This is a genomic window from Chimaeribacter sp. YP20170169, assembly GCF_056739715.1.
Map to the genome: position 1 here is coordinate 3,870,656 of NZ_CP176824.1, position 21,154 is coordinate 3,891,809.

Annotated in this window: 21 protein-coding genes and 1 pseudogene; 15 read left to right on the top strand and 7 right to left on the bottom strand. The window is 59.1% G+C overall.

What is annotated here, in order from left to right:
* Nucleotides 1–35: 35 nt before the first annotated feature.
* From atpB to glmS, 10 genes are all read left to right on the top strand, one after another.
* Nucleotides 36–818, top strand: coding sequence for a F0F1 ATP synthase subunit A (gene atpB, locus ACK3SD_RS17650; protein ID WP_137764823.1), 783 nt, complete (start codon nt 36–38; stop codon nt 816–818).
* A gap of 49 nt (nt 819–867) precedes the next feature.
* Nucleotides 868–1,107, top strand: coding sequence for a F0F1 ATP synthase subunit C (gene atpE / locus ACK3SD_RS17655; RefSeq protein WP_004093904.1), 240 nt, complete (start codon nt 868–870; stop codon nt 1,105–1,107).
* A gap of 61 nt (nt 1,108–1,168) precedes the next feature.
* Complete coding sequence (gene atpF, locus ACK3SD_RS17660; RefSeq protein ID WP_137764824.1) at nt 1,169–1,639, top strand: F0F1 ATP synthase subunit B; 471 nt, start codon at nt 1,169–1,171, stop codon at nt 1,637–1,639.
* A 14-nt stretch (nt 1,640–1,653) separates the two neighbouring features.
* Nucleotides 1,654–2,187: a F0F1 ATP synthase subunit delta gene (gene atpH / locus ACK3SD_RS17665; protein WP_481126337.1), complete on the top strand. Its 534-nt coding sequence runs from the start codon at nt 1,654–1,656 to the stop codon at nt 2,185–2,187.
* A 12-nt stretch (nt 2,188–2,199) separates the two neighbouring features.
* Nucleotides 2,200–3,741 (top strand): F0F1 ATP synthase subunit alpha, encoded by a 1,542-nt coding sequence (gene atpA / locus ACK3SD_RS17670; RefSeq protein WP_137764826.1) that lies wholly within the window; start codon nt 2,200–2,202, stop codon nt 3,739–3,741.
* Nucleotides 3,742–3,803: 62 nt separating this feature from the next.
* A complete protein-coding gene (gene atpG / locus ACK3SD_RS17675) occupies nt 3,804–4,667 on the top strand; it encodes a F0F1 ATP synthase subunit gamma (protein WP_137764827.1) in 864 nt (287 codons plus the stop codon).
* A gap of 32 nt (nt 4,668–4,699) precedes the next feature.
* Nucleotides 4,700–6,082, top strand: coding sequence for a F0F1 ATP synthase subunit beta (atpD, locus tag ACK3SD_RS17680; protein WP_137764828.1), 1,383 nt, complete (start codon nt 4,700–4,702; stop codon nt 6,080–6,082).
* A 29-nt stretch (nt 6,083–6,111) separates the two neighbouring features.
* On the top strand, nt 6,112–6,525 hold the full coding sequence (locus ACK3SD_RS17685; protein ID WP_168195903.1) for a F0F1 ATP synthase subunit epsilon: 414 nt from the start codon (nt 6,112–6,114) through the stop codon (nt 6,523–6,525).
* Nucleotides 6,526–6,780: 255 nt separating this feature from the next.
* Nucleotides 6,781–8,151 (top strand): bifunctional UDP-N-acetylglucosamine diphosphorylase/glucosamine-1-phosphate N-acetyltransferase GlmU, encoded by a 1,371-nt coding sequence (gene glmU / locus ACK3SD_RS17690; RefSeq protein WP_481126338.1) that lies wholly within the window; start codon nt 6,781–6,783, stop codon nt 8,149–8,151.
* Between the two features lie 170 nt (nt 8,152–8,321).
* Nucleotides 8,322–10,151: a glutamine--fructose-6-phosphate transaminase (isomerizing) gene (gene glmS, locus ACK3SD_RS17695; protein ID WP_137764831.1), complete on the top strand. Its 1,830-nt coding sequence runs from the start codon at nt 8,322–8,324 to the stop codon at nt 10,149–10,151.
* 25 nt (nt 10,152–10,176) lie between these two features.
* Here glmS and ACK3SD_RS17700 read toward each other — a convergent pair whose 3' ends face one another.
* The 6 genes and pseudogenes from ACK3SD_RS17700 to ACK3SD_RS17725 all read right to left on the bottom strand — a co-directional run bounded on the left by ACK3SD_RS17700 (nt 10,177) and on the right by ACK3SD_RS17725 (nt 15,508).
* Entirely contained in the window at nt 10,177–10,761 is a 585-nt protein-coding gene (locus tag ACK3SD_RS17700) for a molecular chaperone TorD family protein (protein WP_481126339.1), read from the bottom strand.
* A 10-nt stretch (nt 10,762–10,771) separates the two neighbouring features.
* Nucleotides 10,772–11,341: an ATP-binding protein gene (locus ACK3SD_RS17705; protein ID WP_481127582.1), complete on the bottom strand. Its 570-nt coding sequence runs from the start codon at nt 11,339–11,341 to the stop codon at nt 10,772–10,774.
* A 114-nt stretch (nt 11,342–11,455) separates the two neighbouring features.
* Nucleotides 11,456–11,644: pseudogene (locus tag ACK3SD_RS17710) on the bottom strand (hypothetical protein); the annotation flags it as partial.
* 6 nt (nt 11,645–11,650) lie between these two features.
* Entirely contained in the window at nt 11,651–12,511 is an 861-nt protein-coding gene (locus ACK3SD_RS17715) for a dimethyl sulfoxide reductase anchor subunit family protein (RefSeq protein WP_481126340.1), read from the bottom strand.
* The gene (locus ACK3SD_RS17720; protein ID WP_481126341.1) at nt 12,504–13,133 is read right to left on the bottom strand and encodes a DMSO/selenate family reductase complex B subunit; all 630 of its coding nucleotides are present in this window, start codon (nt 13,131–13,133) and stop codon (nt 12,504–12,506) included. The genes ACK3SD_RS17715 and ACK3SD_RS17720 overlap by 8 nt, the downstream gene beginning before the upstream one ends.
* Complete coding sequence (locus tag ACK3SD_RS17725) at nt 13,130–15,508, bottom strand: DMSO/selenate family reductase complex A subunit (protein WP_481126342.1); 2,379 nt, start codon at nt 15,506–15,508, stop codon at nt 13,130–13,132. The genes ACK3SD_RS17720 and ACK3SD_RS17725 overlap by 4 nt, the downstream gene beginning before the upstream one ends.
* Nucleotides 15,509–15,848: 340 nt before the next feature.
* Between ACK3SD_RS17725 and pstS the strand changes: the two genes are divergently transcribed.
* The 5 genes from pstS to phoU all read left to right on the top strand — a co-directional run bounded on the left by pstS (nt 15,849) and on the right by phoU (nt 20,443).
* A complete protein-coding gene (gene pstS, locus ACK3SD_RS17730) occupies nt 15,849–16,889 on the top strand; it encodes a phosphate ABC transporter substrate-binding protein PstS (protein WP_481126343.1) in 1,041 nt (346 codons plus the stop codon).
* An 81-nt stretch (nt 16,890–16,970) separates the two neighbouring features.
* A complete protein-coding gene (gene pstC / locus ACK3SD_RS17735; protein ID WP_137764838.1) occupies nt 16,971–17,927 on the top strand; it encodes a phosphate ABC transporter permease PstC in 957 nt (318 codons plus the stop codon).
* A gap of 1 nt (nt 17,928) precedes the next feature.
* Nucleotides 17,929–18,816, top strand: a complete 888-nt coding sequence (gene pstA / locus ACK3SD_RS17740) for a phosphate ABC transporter permease PstA (protein ID WP_137764839.1) — start codon at nt 17,929–17,931, stop codon at nt 18,814–18,816.
* Nucleotides 18,817–18,875: 59 nt separating this feature from the next.
* Nucleotides 18,876–19,652 (top strand): phosphate ABC transporter ATP-binding protein PstB, encoded by a 777-nt coding sequence (pstB, locus tag ACK3SD_RS17745; RefSeq protein ID WP_137764840.1) that lies wholly within the window; start codon nt 18,876–18,878, stop codon nt 19,650–19,652.
* 56 nt (nt 19,653–19,708) lie between these two features.
* A complete protein-coding gene (phoU, locus tag ACK3SD_RS17750; protein ID WP_481126344.1) occupies nt 19,709–20,443 on the top strand; it encodes a phosphate signaling complex protein PhoU in 735 nt (244 codons plus the stop codon).
* A gap of 3 nt (nt 20,444–20,446) precedes the next feature.
* Here phoU and ACK3SD_RS17755 read toward each other — a convergent pair whose 3' ends face one another.
* The gene (locus tag ACK3SD_RS17755; protein WP_137764842.1) at nt 20,447–21,076 is read right to left on the bottom strand and encodes a TetR/AcrR family transcriptional regulator; all 630 of its coding nucleotides are present in this window, start codon (nt 21,074–21,076) and stop codon (nt 20,447–20,449) included.
* Nucleotides 21,077–21,154 lie beyond the last annotated feature (78 nt).

The following is a 21,154-nucleotide window of genomic DNA, read 5'->3' on the forward strand; positions in this document are numbered from 1 at the left end:
TTTTTGTATCTAACTACAAAAGGGTAAGAGGCATCATGTCTGCATCAGGAGAAATCTCTACTCCTCAAGAGTATATCGGTCACCATCTGACTCAACTTCAGGTGGGGACGGGATTCTGGTCGATAAACATCGATTCGATGTTTTTCTCCGTGGTCCTCGGTCTGCTCTTTCTGGTTATTTTCCGTAAAGTAGCAAAAAACGCCACCAGTGGCGTCCCTGGCAAACTGCAAACAGCAATTGAGCTGGTTGTCGGGTTTGTCGATAGCAGCGTGCGTGACATGTATCACGGCAAGAGCAAAGTGATTGCACCGCTCGCACTGACCGTCTTCGTCTGGGTCTTCCTGATGAACATGATGGATCTGCTGCCTATCGACTTGCTGCCTTATATCGGTGAACACGTCCTCGGGCTTCCTGCCCTGCGCGTGGTGCCTACCGCTGATGTGAACGTCACATTGTCGATGGCGCTGGGCGTATTCATTCTGATCCTGTTCTACAGCATCAAAATGAAAGGGGTTGGCGGCTTCGTTAAAGAGTTGACGATGCAGCCGTTCAACCATCCGGTATTCATTCCAATTAACTTAATTTTGGAAGGTGTCAGCCTGCTGTCCAAACCTGTTTCTCTGGGTCTGCGACTGTTTGGCAACATGTATGCGGGTGAGTTGATCTTCATCCTGATTGCCGGATTGCTGCCGTGGTGGTCACAGTGGGTTCTGAGTGTGCCGTGGGCCATTTTCCACATCCTGATCATTACGCTGCAAGCCTTTATTTTCATGGTTCTGACGATTGTTTATCTGTCGATGGCTTCTGAAGAACACTGATTTTTCTTTCAACAATACTGCGTTTAACTGAAACAAACTGGAGACTGTCATGGAAAACCTGAGTATGGATCTGCTGTACATGGCTGCCGCTGTGATGATGGGCCTGGCGGCAATCGGTGCTGCGATCGGTATCGGCATCCTGGGTGGTAAATTCTTGGAAGGCGCTGCTCGTCAGCCTGACCTGATTCCTCTGCTGCGTACACAATTCTTCATCGTTATGGGTCTGGTTGACGCCATCCCGATGATTGCGGTTGGTCTGGGCCTGTACGTGATGTTTGCTGTCGCGTAGTAGAGATTTTTCTCTACAGTGAAACCACACAAACTATTAACTTTAAAAGAGGCATTGTGCTGTGAATCTTAACGCAACAATCCTCGGCCAGGCCATCGCGTTCGTCCTGTTTGTCTGGTTCTGTATGAAGTATGTATGGCCGCCAATTATGGCTGCCATCGAGAAGCGTCAGAAAGAGATTGCTGACGGTCTCGCTTCAGCAGAACGTGCCAAAAAAGATCTGGACCTCGCGCAAGCCGATGCGACCGACCAGCTGAAAAAAGCCAAGGCAGACGCCCAGGTAATCATTGAGCAAGCCAACAAGCGTGGCTCTCAGATTGTCGAAGATGCAAAAGCCGAAGCAGAGCAGGAACGTAACAGAATCGTGGCGCAAGCACAGGCTGAGATCGAAGCCGAACGTAAGCGCGCTCGTGAAGAGTTGCGTAAGCAAGTCGCTGTACTGGCAATTGCTGGCGCCGAGAAGATCATTGAACGTTCCGTGGATGAAGCTGCTAACAGCGACATCGTTGATAAACTGGTCGCTGAACTGTAAGGAGGGAGGGGCCGATGTCTGAATTTGTCACGGTAGCTCGCCCCTACGCCAAAGCAGCATTTGACTTTGCCGTTGAGCACCAATGTATCGACCGCTGGCAGCAGATGCTGGCGTTTGCCGCAGAAGTGACGCGCAACGAACAGATTAAAGCATTGCTTTCCGGTGCTGTTGCACCGGAAACGCTGTCTGAAACGTTCTTTGCCGTATGTGGTGATCAACTCGACGACGCCGGTCGCAACCTGATTAAGGTCATGGCCGAAAACAAACGTTTATCCGTCCTTCCTGAAGTGTTAGAGCAGTTTATTGCACTGCGCGCCTCCCTCGAGGCGACGGTCGAAGTCGAAGTGATTTCCGCCACCACACTGAATGACGCCCAGCAGGCAAACATTGCCGCTGCGATGGAAAAACGTCTGTCACGCAAAGTTAAGCTGAATTGCAAAATTGATAAGTCTGTATTGGCCGGCGTAGTAATCCGCGCAGGCGACATGGTGATTGATGGCAGCGTACGCGGCCGTCTCGAACGCCTCGCAGACGTCTTGCAGTCTTAAGGGGACTGGAGCATGCAACTGAATTCCACCGAAATCAGCGAACTGATCAAGCAGCGCATTGCTCAGTTCAATGTAGTGAGCGAAGCTCACAATGAAGGTACTATTGTTTCCGTCAGCGACGGGATCATCCGCGTACACGGTCTGGCCGACGTTATGCAGGGCGAGATGATCGCACTGCCGGGCAACCGTTACGCTATCGCACTGAACCTGGAGCGCGACTCCGTGGGTGCCGTGGTCATGGGCCCATATGCGGACCTGGCTGAAGGCATGAAGGTGAAGTGCACCGGCCGTATCCTGGAAGTGCCGGTTGGCCGTGGCCTGCTGGGCCGTGTGGTCAACACCCTGGGTGCGCCAATCGACGGTAAAGGCCCGATTGAAAATGACGGTTTCTCCCCGGTTGAAGTTATCGCCCCTGGCGTTATCGACCGTCAATCCGTTGATGAGCCGGTACAGACTGGTTATAAGTCCGTTGATGCCATGATTCCAATCGGCCGTGGCCAGCGTGAGCTGATCATCGGCGACCGTCAGACCGGTAAAACCGCGCTGGCGATCGATGCGATCATCAACCAACGCGACTCCGGCATCAAATGCGTCTACGTCGCCATCGGCCAGAAAGCGTCCACCATCTCCAACGTGGTGCGTAAACTGGAAGAGCACGGCGCGCTGGCTAACACCATCGTGGTTGTGGCTACCGCATCTGAATCCGCTGCACTGCAATACCTGGCACCGTACGCCGGTTGCTCCATGGGCGAATACTTCCGTGACCGCGGTGAAGATGCGCTGATCGTATACGATGACCTGTCCAAGCAGGCCGTTGCTTACCGTCAGATCTCCCTGCTGCTGCGTCGTCCGCCGGGCCGTGAAGCCTATCCGGGTGACGTGTTCTACCTCCACTCCCGTCTGCTGGAACGTGCTGCGCGTGTTAACGCCGACTACGTTGAAGCATTCACCAAGGGTGAAGTGAAAGGTAAAACCGGCTCCCTGACCGCGCTGCCGCTGATCGAGACTCAGGCTGGTGACGTTTCCGCGTTCGTTCCGACCAACGTAATCTCCATTACCGATGGTCAGATCTTCCTGGAATCCAACCTGTTCAACTCCGGCATCCGTCCTGCGGTTAACCCAGGGATCTCCGTATCCCGTGTGGGTGGCGCAGCACAGACCAAGATCATCAAGAAACTGTCCGGTGGTATCCGTACCGCGCTGGCACAGTATCGTGAACTGGCAGCCTTCTCCCAGTTCGCCTCTGATCTGGATGAAGCAACGCGTAAGCAGCTGAACCACGGCCAGAAAGTTACTGAACTGCTGAAGCAGAAACAGTACGCGCCGATGTCCGTTGCCCAACAAGCCCTGGTGCTGTTTGCGGCCGAGCGTGGCTTCCTGGAAGACGTTGAAGTGCCTAAAGTGGTTGCTTTTGAAGCTGCCCTGCTGGCCTTCGCTGACCGCGAGCACGCTGATCTGCTGAACGAAATCAACCAAACTGGCAACTTTAACAACGAGATTGAAGGCAAGCTGAAAAGCCTGCTGGAAACCTTCAAAGCAACCCAGTCCTGGTAACGCCTGAACGGTCCTGCTGTTCTTCTGAGCAGCAGGCCGTCTGGCAATGAGGAGAAGCAGAGATGGCCGGCGCAAAAGAGATACGTAGTAAGATCGGAAGCGTACAAAACACGCAGAAGATCACTAAAGCGATGGAGATGGTCGCCGCCTCCAAAATGCGTAAATCGCAGGAGCGCATGGCAGCCAGCCGTCCTTATGCAGAGACCATGCGCAAAGTGATTGGTCACCTTGCGCTGGGTAATCTGGAATACAAACACCCCTACCTGGACGACCGCGATGTGAAGCGCGTTGGGTATCTGGTGGTGTCTACTGACCGTGGTCTGTGCGGCGGCTTGAACACTAACCTGTTCAAGAAAGTGCTGTCAGAGATGAAAGGTTGGTCCGAAAAAGGCGTACAAGCCGATCTCGCTGTGATTGGTTCGAAAGCAGCCTCTTTCTTCGGCGCCGTAGGCGGCAACATTGTTGCCCAGGTGACCGGTCTGGGCGACAAGCCCTCCCTGTCCGATCTGATCGGGCCGGTGAAAGTGATGCTGCAAGCCTACGACGAAGGTCGTCTGGACAAGCTGTACATCGTCAGTAACAAGTTTATCAATACGATGTCCCAGGTTCCGCAAGTTCTTCAGTTGCTGCCGCTGCCGCCCGCGGAAGAGGGCACGCTGGAGAAGAAATCGTGGGATTACCTGTATGAACCCGATCCTAAGTCGTTGCTGGATACCCTGCTGCGTCGCTATGTGGAATCGCAAGTTTATCAGGGCGTCGTGGAAAACCTGGCCAGCGAGCAGGCCGCACGAATGGTCGCGATGAAAGCCGCAACCGACAACGGCGGTAGCCTGATCAAAGAGCTTCAGTTGGTATACAACAAAGCCCGTCAGGCCAGCATCACTCAAGAACTTACCGAGATCGTCTCGGGGGCCGCTGCGGTTTAAGCTAGGTTTACGAATTACGTAGAGGATTCAAGATGGCTACTGGAAAGATTATCCAGGTAATCGGCGCCGTAGTGGACGTCGAGTTCCCTCAGGATGCCGTACCGAACGTGTACGAAGCACTTGAGGTTGAAAACGGCGCTTCCAAACTGGTGCTGGAAGTTCAGCAACAGCTGGGCGGCGGCGTTGTGCGTTGTATCGCAATGGGTAGTTCCGACGGTCTGCGTCGCGGGTTGAAAGTCACCAACCTGGGCCACCCGATCGAAGTACCGGTTGGTAAAGCAACCCTGGGCCGTATCATGAACGTATTGGGTGAACCAATCGACATGAAGGGCGACATCGGTGAAGAAGAGCGTTGGGCTATCCACCGTTCTGCTCCGAGCTACGAAGAGCTCTCCAGCTCTCAGGATCTGCTGGAAACCGGCATCAAGGTTATCGACCTGATGTGTCCGTTCGCTAAGGGCGGTAAAGTCGGTCTGTTCGGTGGTGCGGGTGTAGGTAAAACCGTAAACATGATGGAGCTGATCCGTAACATCGCGATCGAGCACTCCGGTTACTCCGTGTTTGCAGGCGTGGGCGAGCGTACCCGTGAAGGTAACGACTTCTACCACGAGATGACCGACTCCAACGTTATCGACAAAGTATCCCTGGTGTATGGCCAGATGAACGAGCCGCCGGGTAACCGTCTGCGCGTGGCACTTACCGGCCTGACTATGGCTGAGAAGTTCCGTGACGAAGGTCGTGACGTTCTGCTGTTCGTTGACAACATCTACCGTTACACCCTGGCCGGTACTGAAGTATCCGCACTGCTCGGCCGTATGCCGTCTGCAGTAGGTTACCAGCCGACCCTGGCCGAAGAGATGGGCGTTCTGCAAGAGCGTATCACCTCTACCAAGACCGGTTCTATCACCTCCGTACAGGCCGTTTACGTCCCTGCGGATGACTTGACTGACCCGTCTCCGGCAACCACCTTCGCCCACTTGGACGCAACCGTGGTACTGAGCCGTCAAATCGCCTCTCTGGGTATCTACCCGGCGGTTGACCCGCTCGACTCCACCAGCCGTCAGCTGGATCCGCTGGTAGTTGGTCAGGAGCACTACGATGTGGCTCGTGGCGTGCAGTCCCTGCTGCAACGCTACCAGGAACTGAAAGACATCATCGCGATTCTGGGTATGGACGAGCTGTCTGAAGAAGACAAGCTGGTTGTAGCCCGTTCTCGTAAGATTCAGCGCTTCCTGTCCCAGCCGTTCTTCGTGGCAGAAGTATTTACCGGTGCACCGGGCAAATACGTCTCCCTGAAAGACACCATCGCGGGCTTCAAAGGCATCATGAACGGCGACTACGATCACCTGCCAGAGCAAGCGTTCTACATGGTTGGTTCCATCGACGAAGCCGTGGAAAAAGCCAAGAAACTGTAACGCTTTCATAGGAGGCTGACATGGCTGAAATGACTTACCATCTGGATGTGGTCAGTGCGGAAAAGGGTATGTTTTCCGGTCTGGTCCAGAAAATTCAGGTGACGGGTAGCGAAGGTGAGCTGGGTATCTTCCCGGGCCACGCCCCGCTGCTCACTGCCATTAAGCCTGGCATGGTGCGTATTGTTAAGCAGCACGGTGAAGAGGAGTATATCTACCTCTCCGGCGGCATCCTCGAGGTGCAACCGAACAGCGTAACCGTGCTGGCTGACACCGCCATTCGTGGGCAGGATCTTGACGAAGCTCGCGCGCTGGAAGCTAAGCGCAAGGCGGAAGAACATATCCATAGCTCTCACGGTGACGTCGACTATGCTCAGGCATCGGCGGAACTGGCCAAAGCGATCGCAAAATTGCGCGTCATCGAGTTGACCAGAAAAGCAATGTAATGCATTACGGAAGCGGCCTACGGGCCGCTTTTTTTTCGCCTTTAAAAAAGCGCCCCCTGCCCTCTTCTTTCCGATTTTTCCTGAAAAAAATCCCCCGCTTTACCGGCGCTTTGCGGCAAAATTCGTTATTGTTATCGTTAGGCGTGCAAGCCTTGCGCAGCGCGGCTTGTGCAGCATTTTCACTGAAAAATATGTAGTAATTCTGTCACCGAACAGGTTTACTTTTGACTTCTCAATAAGGCTACCAGATTGCTTATGTCGAACAGCTCACTGAGCGTGGTTATCCTTGCCGCCGGCAAGGGAACGCGCATGTATTCCGATCTCCCCAAAGTCCTTCATCCCCTGGCCGGCAAGCCAATGGTTCAACATGTGATTGATGCGGCAACGAAACTGGGCGCGGCACGGGTTCATCTGGTGTATGGGCATGGCGGCAACCTGTTGCAGGAGAAACTGCACCACGCGCCGCTGAATTGGGTGTTGCAGGCTGAGCAGCTGGGCACCGGCCACGCCATGCAGCAGGCTGCGCCGCACTTCGCCGACGAAGAAGAAGTGCTGATGCTCTACGGCGATGTGCCGCTGATTTCGGTGGCGACGCTGCAAAACCTGCTGCGTGCCAAACCTGAGGGCGGCATCGGCCTGTTGACGGTCAAGCTAACCGACCCCACCGGCTATGGCCGCATTGTGCGGGAGAATGGCCGCGTGACGGGCATCGTGGAGCAGAAAGACGCTACCCCGGCGCAGCAGGCGATTGACGAGGTGAACACCGGCATTCTGGTGGCCAAGGGCGCAGACCTGAAACGCTGGTTGGCGAAGCTGGAGAACAACAACGCTCAGGGCGAGTACTACCTGACAGACATCATCGGGCTGGCCCACGCTGAGGGGCGACTGATTGAAACGGTCCACCCGGCGCGCCTGAGCGAAGTGGAGGGGGTGAACAACCGCCTGCAACTGGCGCGGCTGGAGCGGGTCTATCAGGCGGAACAGGCGGAGCAGCTGCTGCTGGCCGGCGTGATGCTGCTGGATCCGGCGCGCTTTGACCTGCGCGGCACGCTGGAGCATGGCCGTGACGTGGTGATTGACGCCAACGTGATCATCGAAGGCCAGGTGAAACTGGGCAACCGGGTGAAGATTGGCGCGGGCTGCGTGCTGAAGAACTGTGAAATTGGGGATGATTGTGACATCAGCCCCTACACGGTCATTGAGGATTCGACGCTGGCCAATGCCTGCACCATTGGGCCATTTGCCCGCCTGCGTCCCGGCAGTGAGCTGGCGGAGAGCGTCCACGTCGGCAATTTCGTTGAGGTGAAGAATGCCCACCTCGGCCAGGGCACCAAGGCTGGCCATCTCTCCTACCTGGGCGACGCGGAGATTGGCGCGAACGTCAACATTGGCGCGGGCACCATCACCTGCAACTATGACGGCGCGAACAAACATAAAACGGTGATCGGCGATAATGTTTTCGTTGGCTCCGACACCCAGCTAGTCGCGCCGGTCAGCGTGGGCAACAACGTCACCCTGGCGGCGGGCACTACCGTCACGCGCAATGTGCCAGACAACGGTCTGGTCTTGAGCCGCGTGCCGCAGGTGCACAAACCGGAGTGGCAGCGCCCGGTGAAAAAACGCTGATCCCCCTGCCTCGGGTGCACCCGAGGCGGTTTTGGCCTGTGTACTGCCTGAAGTGCACAGGCCAAAACATAATAATCCCCACTCTACAGGCTCGGGGAACCCGGCAACGCCGGGAAATCAGGTCGAAGACATCGTAGGCCATTGAGTGGCCTTAATAGGAATTAACATCCATGTGTGGAATTGTTGGCGCAGTAGCGCAACGTGATATCGCTGAAATCCTGGTCGAGGGTTTGCGTCGTCTGGAGTACCGCGGGTATGACTCCGCAGGGCTGGCTGTCGTAGACAGCGAAGGCCGCATGGCGCGAGTGCGCCGGGTCGGTAAAGTGCAGAAGTTGGCCGAGGCGGTGGACGCAGAGCCGTTGACCGGCGGCACCGGCATCGCCCACACCCGTTGGGCGACGCATGGCGAGCCGTCTGAATCCAATGCCCACCCGCACGTTTCTGACTACGTCAGCGTGGTGCACAACGGCATTATTGAGAACCATGAGCCGCTGCGTGAGCTGCTGATGGAGCGCGGCTACCGCTTCGTGTCCGAAACTGACACCGAGGTGATCGCGCATCTGGTGCATTGGGAGCTGCAACAGGGCGGTTCGCTGATGCAGGTCGTCCAGCGCGTGATCCCACAACTGCGTGGCGCCTACGGCACCGTGGTGATGGACAGCCGCGACCCGAGCGTGCTGGTGGCCGCTCGTTCCGGCAGCCCGCTGGTGATTGGCCGTGGCGTGGGTGAAAACTTCATCGCCTCTGACCAGTTGGCCCTGCTGCCCGTGACCCGCCGCTTCCAGTTTCTGGAAGAGGGCGACGTGGTGGAAGTGACCCGCCGCAGCGTGACTATCGTCGATAAGCAGGGCAAACCGGCGACCCGCCCGGAGATTGAGTCCAGCGTGCAGTATGACGCCGGCGACAAGGGCGCCTATCGCCACTACATGCAGAAAGAGATCTACGAGCAGCCGCAGGCGATCAAAAACACCCTGGCGGGCCGCTTCAGCCATGGCCAGATCGACCTGAGCGAGCTGGGCCCGCAGGCCGACGACCTGCTGGCGCAGGTGCAGCATGTGCAGATCATTGCTTGTGGCACCTCCTACCACTCTGGGATGGTGGCGCGCTACTGGTTCGAGTCGCTGGCTGGCGTGCCTTGCGACGTAGAGATCGCCTCTGAGTTCCGCTACCGCAAATCGGCGGTACGCCCCGGCAGCCTGATCATCACCCTCTCCCAGTCCGGCGAAACCGCCGACACGCTGGCGGCACTGCGCCTCTCCAAAGAGCTGGGCTATCTTGGCTCGCTGGCGGTGTGCAACGTGGCAGGCTCCTCGCTGGTGCGTGAGTCCGATCTGGCGCTGATGACCAAAGCTGGCACCGAGATTGGCGTGGCCTCCACCAAAGCCTTCACCACCCAGCTGACCGTGCTGCTGATGCTGGTGGCGCGTCTGGGTCGCCTGAAAGGGATGAACGAGAGCGTGGAGCACGAGGTGGTGCACGCGTTGCAGGCGCTGCCGGCGCGCATTGAGCAGATGCTGTCACTGGACAAGTCCATTGAGCCGCTGGCGGAAGGCTTCTCTGACAAGCATCATGCGCTGTTCCTTGGCCGTGGCGATCAATACCCGATCGCGATGGAGGGTGCGCTGAAGCTGAAAGAGATCTCCTACATCCACGCCGAAGCCTACGCGGCCGGTGAGCTGAAGCATGGCCCGCTGGCGCTGATTGACGCCGATATGCCGGTGATTGTGGTGGCACCGAACAATGAGCTGCTGGAGAAGCTGAAGTCCAACATTGAAGAGGTGCGCGCCCGCGGCGGCCTGCTCTATGTCTTCGCCGATCAGGATGCCGGTTTTGCCGACAGCGAAGGGATGAAGATTATTCCGCTACCGCACGTGGAAGAGATTGTCGCCCCGATCTTCTACACCGTGCCGTTGCAGTTGCTGGCCTACCACGTCGCGCTAATCAAGGGCACGGACGTTGACCAGCCGCGTAACCTGGCAAAATCCGTGACCGTTGAGTAATCCGCAACGCGAAAAAAAAGCCGGCTCAAGCCGGCTTTTTTGATCCCGCCATCAGGGTCTGGCGGGTGAGGTGCGTCAGTTCCGCCAGCGCCAGATAAAATCCCTCCCCGCCATGCTGCCGCAGGCGGCAGATAAACAGCGGCAACCAATGCAGGTGATCGCGCAGCAATTCCAGCAGCGCAGCCTCGCGCCCTTCGGCGGCCAGCACCGCGCCCTGAAACAGCAGCAGCCCCAGATGATCCTCTGGCTCCGGGCTTGCCGTATGCAGGCGCAGCCCCTCACGTTGCAAGAAACCGCGCAGAGCGAGCGTGGAGTCGCCACGCAGTACTCCTTCCGCATCCAGATAGACAGATCCCCACGGCGGCGCGGGCAGGGCTTCCGGCCCGGCAAACAGCCGCTGCCAGTCGTTCGCCATGGCGGCGGCAGTGGGCGTCAGGTGGGGCAACAGCGCCGCCTGCGCGGGATCATCGCCACCCGGCCACACCGCGCGCCATGCCGGCTCGGCAAAAAAGTGCCGCACTGCATTGACCTCTGGGCTATCGGGCGGCAGGTAGAAACAGCAACCCAGCGCATTTAGGGCGTGCGGCAGGGTGATTGACGTATCAGACATGGTGTTCTCATCAGGTGGCATGACGCATCCCGTGGGCGTGGCGTCGGCAAAGTGGACAAAGCGCCTCCTCCGGCGATCTGTGTCGAAAAGATTGGCGGCACTGGCGGCAACGGCAGGTATGGAGCGAATGGGTTTCTGGGCTGGCAGCTGCCGCCCAAGGCTGTAGGGCGATCGCCTGGCTGAAGCAGACCGACAGGCAGGCACGGCAATTGGTGCAGCGTTGGGTATTGATCTGTAACGTCTCTTCGGTGAACTGGATCGCCTGCTCCGGGCAGATGCGCCCGCAGGCACCACACAGTGAGCACGTCGCCAGATCCAAGGTCACCTTGAACCAAGCGATGGCCGGAAAGGCGTCGCGCAATGCCCGCTGTCCGCCGACGATCCGTCCCACCGATCCCGTTTTTTGCGCCCACCAGCGCGAGGGCGGCGGATCGGCCGTTTCCGGCGGGTAGATCACCTGCCAAATCGGTTCGCCGATCTGTTTTAGCAGAAGATTTAACCGGGCAACCGGCAGTAGCCAGCGGCTTGCCATATCTGGGATCGCGATCTGCCGAATGCCGTATTGATCGTGCCAAAGCAATAATTCTTCCCTCGACGCCACCCTCGGATCATCCTGGCTAAACAGGCAGTTATCTTTGTATCGCCTTTCTATTGGGGATAGGGAGTCAATGGCGTCGGTGGGGCATACCACGACACAGTGGCCGCAATAAATACAGCGATCGGCGTTCAGTCGCGGGGTGTTTCCAGTCAGGATGATGGCCGCAACCGGGCAATGCTGTACGCAGGCGTCGCACTCCCCGTGGCGGGTCTTATGGCGGATGCAGCGATCCCCGATGCCGGGTGGCATCGGGGAGGCTGACGCCAGTAACGAGCGTAAGCGCATAGCAAATCAGTGCAGGGTGAAGAAGGCGTAGCGGGAGGCCACATGCGCCAGCATCACCAGCCCGGCTGCCATCGAAAGCAGGATGCGTGACGGCGACTGCGCGCGCGGATTGTTGCGGTAGAGCATCCACAGCAGCACGGTCAGGCCGCCCAGCAGCAGGATCCAGCTCAACAACCGCAGGGCCGCGCCATGCTGGAAGGCCAGCTGCATATCGAACGGCAGCGTCACTGGCGGGCTGGCCAACCGCTGCGCCATCTGGTGCAGGTAATCCGGCATCACCAGCAGTTGGCAGGCAGCGCTCGCGGCGGTCATCAGCAGGGTCGTGACCAACAGGCGGCGCACCAGTGGGGCGCTAAGCACCGCCCGGCTAGCGAACAGCAGCGCCAGCACCGCGCCCAGCGCAATCACGGCGCTATAGAAGGAGACGTGCGTATGGATGTGCATCCACCCGATCACCGTGCTATGGAAGTAGATCTCCGCCATGCAGTAGACGTCTGCCAGCCCGACCAGCCCACCAATCGCCAGCAGGGCGGGCTGAATGCGGCGGGTCAGCAGCGCCAGCAGCGTTACCAGACACATAATGCCGAGGTAGAGGCTGGCAAACAGGATCTCCCGGCTGAGCCACGAGGTGCCGATGTGGCGCAGGGCGTGGAAGGCATTCAGCGGATAGCCGAGGTGCGCCACCGATGCCAGCAAGCCGGTGCCGGCCATCAGGCACACCATCACCAGCAGTGGCCGCAAGGTAGTGAAGTGCTGTTCCTGCGCCAGCTCCTGCGCCATCCAGTAGCTGTACCAGGCGCCGAACAGGGTCAGCCCCACCGAGGCCTGCACCAGCAGGGTAAAGGTCAGTAATGGCCACTCACTCATGGCGCGGCTCCTCCTGTTGTGCGCCGAGATGGGCGCGGATCACCAGATTGGGCTGCGTCAGCGCCGGGTCAGGCAGCCCCCGCACGCCGTTCAGGTTGCCATATTTGGCGCGTAGCTCCTCAATGGGGCCGAATTTAATGGCTCCCAGCGGGCAGGTGGCGACGCAGACCGGCGACTGCCCCTGTGCCAGCAAATCGACGCAAAAATCGCATTTCGACATCTGGCCGCTTTCGGCATTGAACTGCGGCGCGCCGTAGGGGCACGACCATGCGCAGTAGCCGCAGCCGACGCACTTGTCAGTATTGACGCGCACGATGCCGTCACCGGGGCGCTTGTGCATGGCGGTGGTGGGGCAGTTTTTGGTGCAGGCGGGGTCGCTGCAATGGTTGCAGGAGATGGAGAGCGTATAGGCGTAGACGTTCTGTTGCAGCCCGCCATGGCCGGTCGCGACGAAGCCGCCGCCCTCTACCTCATACACGCGCCGGAAACGCCGCCCCACCTCCAGGTTATTTTTGTCCTTGCAGGCAACCTGGCAGGCTTTGCAGCCTGAACAGCGGGAGGAGTCGATGAAAAATCCCAACTGCCGGTCGCTGACCGGCGGGAAGTCCTGAAATGTACTCATGCTCTGTTTACCTCGACCAGCATGGTCTGGTGGGAGTTGCCTTTCGCCAGCGGCGTGATGCGCGCTGAACTCAATACATTCGGGCAGCCGCCGCGATCGATGCCCTGTGCATCGGGTTGCCACCAGGCGCCAGCCTGCATCGCCACCACGCCGGGCATGATGCGCATGGTCAGGTGCGCCGGGATCACCACCACCCCGCGGTCATTGGCGATGCGTACCTGATCGCCCGGCTGGATGCCACGGGTGGCGGCGTCCTGCGGGTTGATCCACAGCACCTGCTCCTGTACCTCCTGCATCCAGGGGTTAGGGTATTGGGTGGAGTTAGCGCGGTTCTTCCCTTTCCAGGTGATCAGTTGCAGCGGGTAGCGCGTGCGCAGCGCATCCTCCGGGCCTTCGTGGGCGGGCACATAGTGGGAGAGCGCCGGAATCTCCGGGTGCTGCATCTCATACAGCCGCTGCGAGAAGATCTCAATCTTGCCCGACGGGGTAGGGAAGGGGTGCGCCTCCGGATCGGCAATGTTCTCTGCGAAAGCAACGTAAGGCTCGCTTTTGAACAGGTGGCGGCGCTGTACGCAAAGCTGCTCAAAGGTGGGGAAGTTCTCTTCCGGCATCGCCTGACGGGTGGTTTCAACGATATGCGCGATCCACTCCTGCTCAGTGCGGCCTTCGCTGAACTGCCGCTCAACGCCCAGTTTCTCCGCCACCTCACGCAGCCACTCGTAGTCAGAGCGCCGTTCAAAGTCCGGGGCCACCAGCTTCTCTGACAGAATGATGTAGTTGCCCGTACCCCACGTCTCGCCGATGTTCCAGCGCTCCATAAAGCTGGTCTCTGGCAGCAGCAGGTCGGCGTAGCGCGCGCTCGGGGTAAGGTAGAGATCGCTGGCGACGATGAACTCAATCTTGGACTCATCCTCCAGCACGCTTACCGCCTGATGGAGGTCAGGATTCTGGTTGGCGAGGTAGTTGCTGCCGAGTGAAAAGAGCGCGCGGATATTGCTCTCCAGCTGCTCCGCCCCTTTCAGCCCCATCTCCGGGGTGATCTGGCTGGCATCCTCGGCGGCCTGCACCCAGTTCATGATGGAGATTTTGGCCTGCACCGGGTTATCCAGGCTGGTGGCCTCGGCCATGAACTTGCGGTTGCCGATGCCGCCGTAGCCAGCGGCCCAGCCGCCATGCACACCGACGTTGCCGGTCAGGGTGGCAAGCAGCGTGGAGCCGCGCGCCGTGCGCTCGCCACAGTTGTGGCGCTGCGGCCCCCAGCCCTGAATCAACGCGGCGGGTTTGGTGGTGGCGTACTCCCGTGCCAGATGGCGAATTGTCTGCGCCGGGACGCGTGTGATCTTTTCCGCCCATTCCGGCGTCTTCTCAATGCCATCTTTCAGTCCAAACAGGTAGGCCATCAGGGATTCGTGCGGCGGCACGCCCTCTGGCATGGAGGCCTCATCAAACCCGAGGGTGTAGCGCGCAATGAACGCCGTGTCGTGCAGGTTCTCGCTGATGATGACGTACATCATGGCGTCCATCATCGCGTTGTCGGTGGTCGGCAGCAGCGGGATCCACTCATCGGCCAGCGAGGCGGCGGTGTCGGAGTAGCGCGGGTCAACGATCACAAAGCGCGTGCCGTTGGCCTTCATCTGCTGGTAGTAGTGGTTGGTGTGGCCGAAAACCGTCTCATTCGGGTTGTGCCCCCACAGGATCACCAGCTTGGTGTCCGCCAGCGTGTCGAGCGAACTGCCGCTGGCGTGGGTGCCATAGGTGTAGGGCGTGGCGGCCGCGGTGTTGCCCATGCTGACCGAGTGGTAGTGCTCAAGGTAGCCACCGGTCAGGTTGAACAGCCGGCGCAGCATCTTGTCACCCGAAAACGCGCCGCCGCTGACGGCGGTGTTGGTGTGGGCAAAGCGCGCCGCCGGGCCGTACTGTTCAGTGATGCGCTTCAGGTTGTCGGCGATCAGGGTGGTCGCTTCGTCCCAACTGATGCGCTCGAATTTGCCCTCGCCACGCCGTCCGACCCGTTTCATCGGGTACTTGAGGCGATCGGGGTGATAGACAAACTTGCGGTAGCCGCGGCCGCGTACGCAGGCGCGCATGATCGGCATCTCCGGGTCCAGCTCGTTATCCGGGCGGGTGGTGATGCGCGTTACCATGCCCTGCGAAACATGGGCGCGGATGTCACATTTGCCGCCGCAATCGAAGGTGCTACAGGTTGGCACAACGCGGGTGGCAGGGGCAGGGGAGGCGGGTTCCGTCGCCGGTGCGGCGGTGACCTTGTTGCTGGCGATGAAAGGCACCGCCAGCAGGGCGCTGCCTGCCTGCACGAAACGTCGCCGGCTGAGCGCCAGGCCGCCCTTCAGGCCAGAAGGCTTGTGTGTGGTCATAAGCTGCTTCCAAAAAAGGGAATAGCTTAGCCATCACGCTGGCGTGGGATGTTGATGGCAATCAAACCAAGCCGGAGTGCCGCCGGTGAACGGGCTGAAAAGCCAGCCACGGCGATACATTGATTTATCTGATGAATTTCTGTGGATTGTATTATTTTTAATTAATATCTTTGCCCTGTCCCGCCTAAGCTGGGTAATGGGGCTGATTGAAAATCATTCGTCATAAAACTGTCATACTAACTACATTTTACTGTCACCAAACTGTCCTATTTTCCCTCCTGCAGCGATTCACATACTCAAAAAACGGCCTAAGCCGGATTTGCCATCCCCAGGAGAGATTATGAAACTGATGCGTACCACCGTCGCCGGTATTGTGGCAGCGACCTTTTCGTTCACGACAATGTCCGCCTTTGCCGCAGCCAGCCTGACCGGCGCCGGCGGCACCTTCCCGGCTCCGGTGTATGCCAAGTGGGCCGATAGCTACCAGAAAGAGACCGGCAACCAGGTGAACTACCAGGGGATCGGCTCGTCAGGTGGCGTGAAGCAGATCATTGCCAAGACTGTGGATTTCGGTGCCTCTGATGCCCCGATGGCGGAAGACAAGCTGAACAGCAGCGGCCTGTTCCAGTTCCCGACCGTGATTGGCGGCGTGGTGCTGGCCGTGAACCTGCCGGGCCTGAAATCGGGCGACCTGACGCTGGATGGCGCCACCCTGGGCGACATCTACCTGGGCAAAATCAAGAAGTGGAACGATCCGGCCATCAGCAAGCTGAACCCCGGTGTGAAACTGCCAGACCAGAACATCGCTGTGGTGCGCCGCGCTGACGGTTCCGGCACCTCCTTCGTCTTCACCAGCTATTTGGCGAAGGTGAATGGCGAGTGGAAAGAGAAAGTGGGCGCGGGCAACACCGTGAACTGGCCGACCGGTCTGGGCGGCAAGGGTAATGACGGCGTCGCCGCCTTCGTCCAGCGTCTGCCGGGTTCCATCGGTTACGTTGAGTATGCCTACGCCAAGCAGAACAAACTGGCCTACACCAAGCTGGTGAACGCCGATGGCCAGGCTGTCTCCCCGACGGAAGAGGCCTTCAGCGCGGCTGCCAAGGGCGCCGACTGGAGCACCTCCTTCGCGCAGGACTTGACCAACCAGAAGGGTGGCGACGCCTGGCCGATCACCTCCACCACCTTCATCCTGATCTACAAGAACCAGCCGAATGCCCAACAGGGTGCCGAGGTGCTGAAGTTCTTCGACTGGGCATACAAGAACGGCAACCAGATCGCCAACGATCTTGACTACGCTACCCTGCCGGAGCAGGTAGTCACGCAGATCCGCGCCTCCTGGAAAGAGAGCATCAAAGACAGCAGCGGAAAAGCCCTGTACTGATCCGGCTACCGCGGCCCGGCTTCGCCGGGTTACCAAGCCCGGCCTGCGGCCGGGCCATCTTGTTAATGAGAAGAGTGTCGTATGGCTGAGTACAAGCCGGCTATTAAGCCACCGAGCAAAAACGGTGACATCCTGTTTGGGGCGCTGGTTAAGCTGGCCGCCCTGATCACCCTGATGCTGCTCGGCGGCATCATCGTCTCGCTGATCATCTCCTCCTGGCCAAGCATCCAAAAATTTGGGTTCGCCTTCCTCTGGACCAAAGAGTGGGACGCGCCTGCCGAGCAGTTCGGCGCGCTGGTGCCGATCTACGGTACGGTCGTGACCTCCGTGATCGCCCTGATTATCGCGGTGCCGGTGAGTTTCGGCATCGCCCTGTTCCTGACGGAACTGGCCCCCAACTGGCTGAAGCGCCCGCTGGGTATCGCGATTGAGCTGCTGGCGGCCATCCCCAGTATCGTGTACGGCATGTGGGGCCTGTTCGTGTTCGCCCCGCTGTTTGCCACCTATTTCCAGGAGCCGGTGGGCAACGTACTCTCCAGCATCCCGTTTGTCGGCGTACTCTTCTCCGGCCCGGCCTTCGGTATCGGTATCTTGGCCGCTGGCGTGATCCTCGCCATCATGATCATCCCGTACATCGCGGCGGTGATGCGTGACGTCTTCGAACAGACCCCGGTGATGATGAAAGAGTCGGCTTACGGCATCGGCTGCACCACCTGGGAAGTGATCTGGCGCATCGTGCTGCCCTACACCAAAAACGGCGTGATAGGCGGCGTGATGCTGGGGCTGGGGCGTGCGCTCGGTGAAACCATGGCGGTGACCTTCATCATCGGCAACACCTACCAGCTCGACAGCCTGTCGCTCTACATGCCGGGTAACAGCATCACCTCGGCACTGGCCAACGAATTTGCGGAAGCGGAATCCGGCGTGCACACCGCCGCGCTGATGGAGCTGGGCCTGATCCTGTTCGTGATTACCTTTATTGTCCTGGCGCTGTCGAAAGTGATGGTGATGCGCCTGGCAAAGAATGAGGGCCGCTAGCATGGCGACGATGGACATACAACAAAGTGCGGCGCTGCGTGAGTCACGCCGCAAAAAACAGGCATGGCGCCGCCAGAAGAACCGCTTCGCGCTGTTCCTCTCCATGAGCACCATGGCCTTTGGTCTGTTCTGGCTCTGCTGGATCCTGTTTACCACGCTGGTGCGCGGGTTTGACGGCATGTCGATGGCACTGTTCACCGAGATGACGCCGCCGCCGAACACCGCCGGTGGCGGGCTGCTGAACGCCATTATCGGCAGTGGCCTGCTAATTGGCTGGGCGACGCTGGTGGGCACGCCGCTGGGCGTGATGGCCGGCATCTACCTGGCCGAGTATGGGCGCAAATCCTGGCTGGCTGAGGTGATTCGCTTCATCAACGACATCCTGCTCTCCGCGCCCTCCATTGTGGTCGGCCTGTTCGTCTATACGCTGGTGGTGGCACAGATGGGCCACTTCTCCGGTCTGGCGGGCATCCTGGCGCTGGCGCTGTTGCAGATCCCGATTGTTATTCGCACCACTGAAAACATGCTGAAGCTAGTACCGGACAGCCTGCGCGAGGCGGCTTACGCCCTCGGCACGCCGAAATGGAAGATGATCTCGGCCATTACACTGAAGGCCTCGGTCTCCGGCATCATCACCGGCGTTCTGCTGGCGGTGGCGCGCATCGCCGGCGAAACCGCCCCGCTGCTCTTTACGTCGCTCTCCAACCAGTTCTGGAGCACCGACCTGATGCAGCCGATCGCCAACCTGCCGGTCACCATCTTTAAGTTCGCCATGAGCCCGTTCGCGGAGTGGCAGGAGCTGGCTTGGGCCGGTGTCCTGTTGATTACCCTCTGCGTCCTGTTGCTGAACATTGTGGCGCGCGTGATTTTCGCCAAGCAGAAGCACTGATTGGCCACCCTATTCGCCCGGCGCGCCAAGGCGGCGCCGGCAAACTGAGAGACAGAGAGATGAGCATCGCAACTGACGCCACCGCAGGCAAAATCCAGGTCCGTGACCTCAACTTCTACTACGGCAAATTCCACGCGCTGAAAAACATCTCGCTGGATATCGCCCAGAACAAGGTGACGGCGTTTATCGGCCCCTCGGGCTGCGGCAAATCGACCCTGCTGCGCACCTTCAACAAGATGTACCAGCTCTACCCAGACCAGCGCGCCGAGGGCGGCATCCTGCTGGATGGCGAAAATATCCTGACCGACAAGCAGGACATCGCCCTGCTGCGCGCCAAGGTGGGCATGGTGTTTCAGAAGCCGACTCCGTTCCCGATGTCGATCTATGACAACATCGCCTTCGGCGTGCGCCTGTTTGAAAACCTCTCCCGCGCGGACATGGACGAGCGCGTGCAGTGGGCGCTGACCAAGGCGGCGCTGTGGAATGAGTCGAAAGACAAGCTGCACCAGAGCGGCTACAGCCTCTCCGGCGGCCAGCAGCAGCGCCTGTGCATCGCGCGTGGCATCGCCATCCGCCCGGAAGTGCTGCTGCTCGATGAGCCATGCTCGGCCCTTGACCCCATCTCCACCGGCAAGATTGAGGAGCTGATCACCGAGCTGAAGCAGGACTACACCGTGGTGATCGTGACGCACAACATGCAGCAGGCGGCACGTTGTTCAGACCACACCGCTTTTATGTACCTGGGTGAGTTGATCGAATTCAGTGATACTGACACCCTGTTCACGTCTCCGGCGCAGAGACAGACCGAAGATTACATTACCGGCCGCTACGGCTGATCCCGCGCCAGGTACAGGGTTGCGCGTCACCTTTTGCAGGTTAACAGGACTAGCACATGGACAATCTGAATCTCAATAAACACATTTCCGGCCAGTTCAACGCCGAGCTGGAGCACATCCGCACCCAGGTTCTGACCATGGGCGGTCTGGTGGAGCAGCAACTGACTGACGCCATCACCGCCATGCACAATCAGGATGGCGATCTCGCCCAGCGCGTGATTGAGGGCGACCGCCAGGTGAACATGATGGAGGTGGCCATCGATGAGGCGTGCGTGCGCATCATCGCCAAGCGCCAGCCTACCGCCAGCGACCTGCGTCTGGTGATGGCGATCATCAAGACCATCTCGGAGCTGGAGCGCATCGGCGACGTGGCGGACAAAATTTGCCGCACCGCGCTGGAGAAGTTCTCTCACCAGCACCAGCCGCTGCTGGTCAGCCTGGAGTCGCTGGGCCGCCACACCGTGCAGATGCTGCATGACGTGCTGGATGCCTTTGCGCGCATGGATCTGGATGAGGCGATCCGCATCTACCGCGAGGATAAAAAGGTCGATCAGGAGTACGAAGGGATCGTGCGCCAGCTGATGACCTACATGATGGAAGATTCGCGCACCATTCCGAGCGTGCTGACCGCGCTGTTCTGCGCCCGCTCGATTGAGCGCATCGGCGACCGCTGCCAAAACATTTGCGAATTTATCTTCTACTTCGTGAAAGGGCAGGATTTCCGCCACTTGGGCGGCGATGCGCTGGATGTGCTGTTGGCCGGCGACAAGGACAACGCGCCGGCAGATTGATGCCTACAGGGTGACGAACCGCAGCGTCACCTGCACTGCCATCCGGCGGAAGTGGGCGATGTAATTCTCATCCTGGGAGTTGCCTTCGAACAGCGTGTCGAAGGTGTACTGGTTGGCAGCCTGATGGAAGCTCAGGCTGCTGATCAGGCGGTGTACGTCGCGCGCCGCCACATCCGCCTTGAACAGCCCACTCGCCTTGCCCCTGCTCAAAATATCCTCCAGCACCGTCAGCGCACTGCGGTTCAACGCCTTAATCTGCGTCGACTGGCGGATGTAGCGCCCGCGCATCATGTTCTCCATGCAGATGATGCGGATGAAGTCGGCGTTCTGCACATGGAAGTTAAAGCTCGCCTCCACCAGCCGCACCAGCGCCTCCGCCGGCGGCAGCGTGGCGAGGTTCAGCCCCACCTCATGCTGGCGGATCTGGCTGTAGACGTGCTCCAGCACGTTGATATAGAGCGTCTCTTTGTTCTTGAAGTGGTACACCACCATCCGTTTGGTGGTGCCCGCCTGCTCGGCGATCTTCTCCATCCGGGCGCCATTCAGCCCTGACTCGGCAAACTCGGTCAGCGCGCTGTGAAAAATGCGGTTTTTCAATCCCACCGGATCATTTTTACGTCCGACGACGGGCATCTCTTGGCTGCTCAGACTCGGCTCCTCGCGTGGTCATTAACACTCTTTTCTCTGGGGAGAAAGAGTAACGATTCTGGC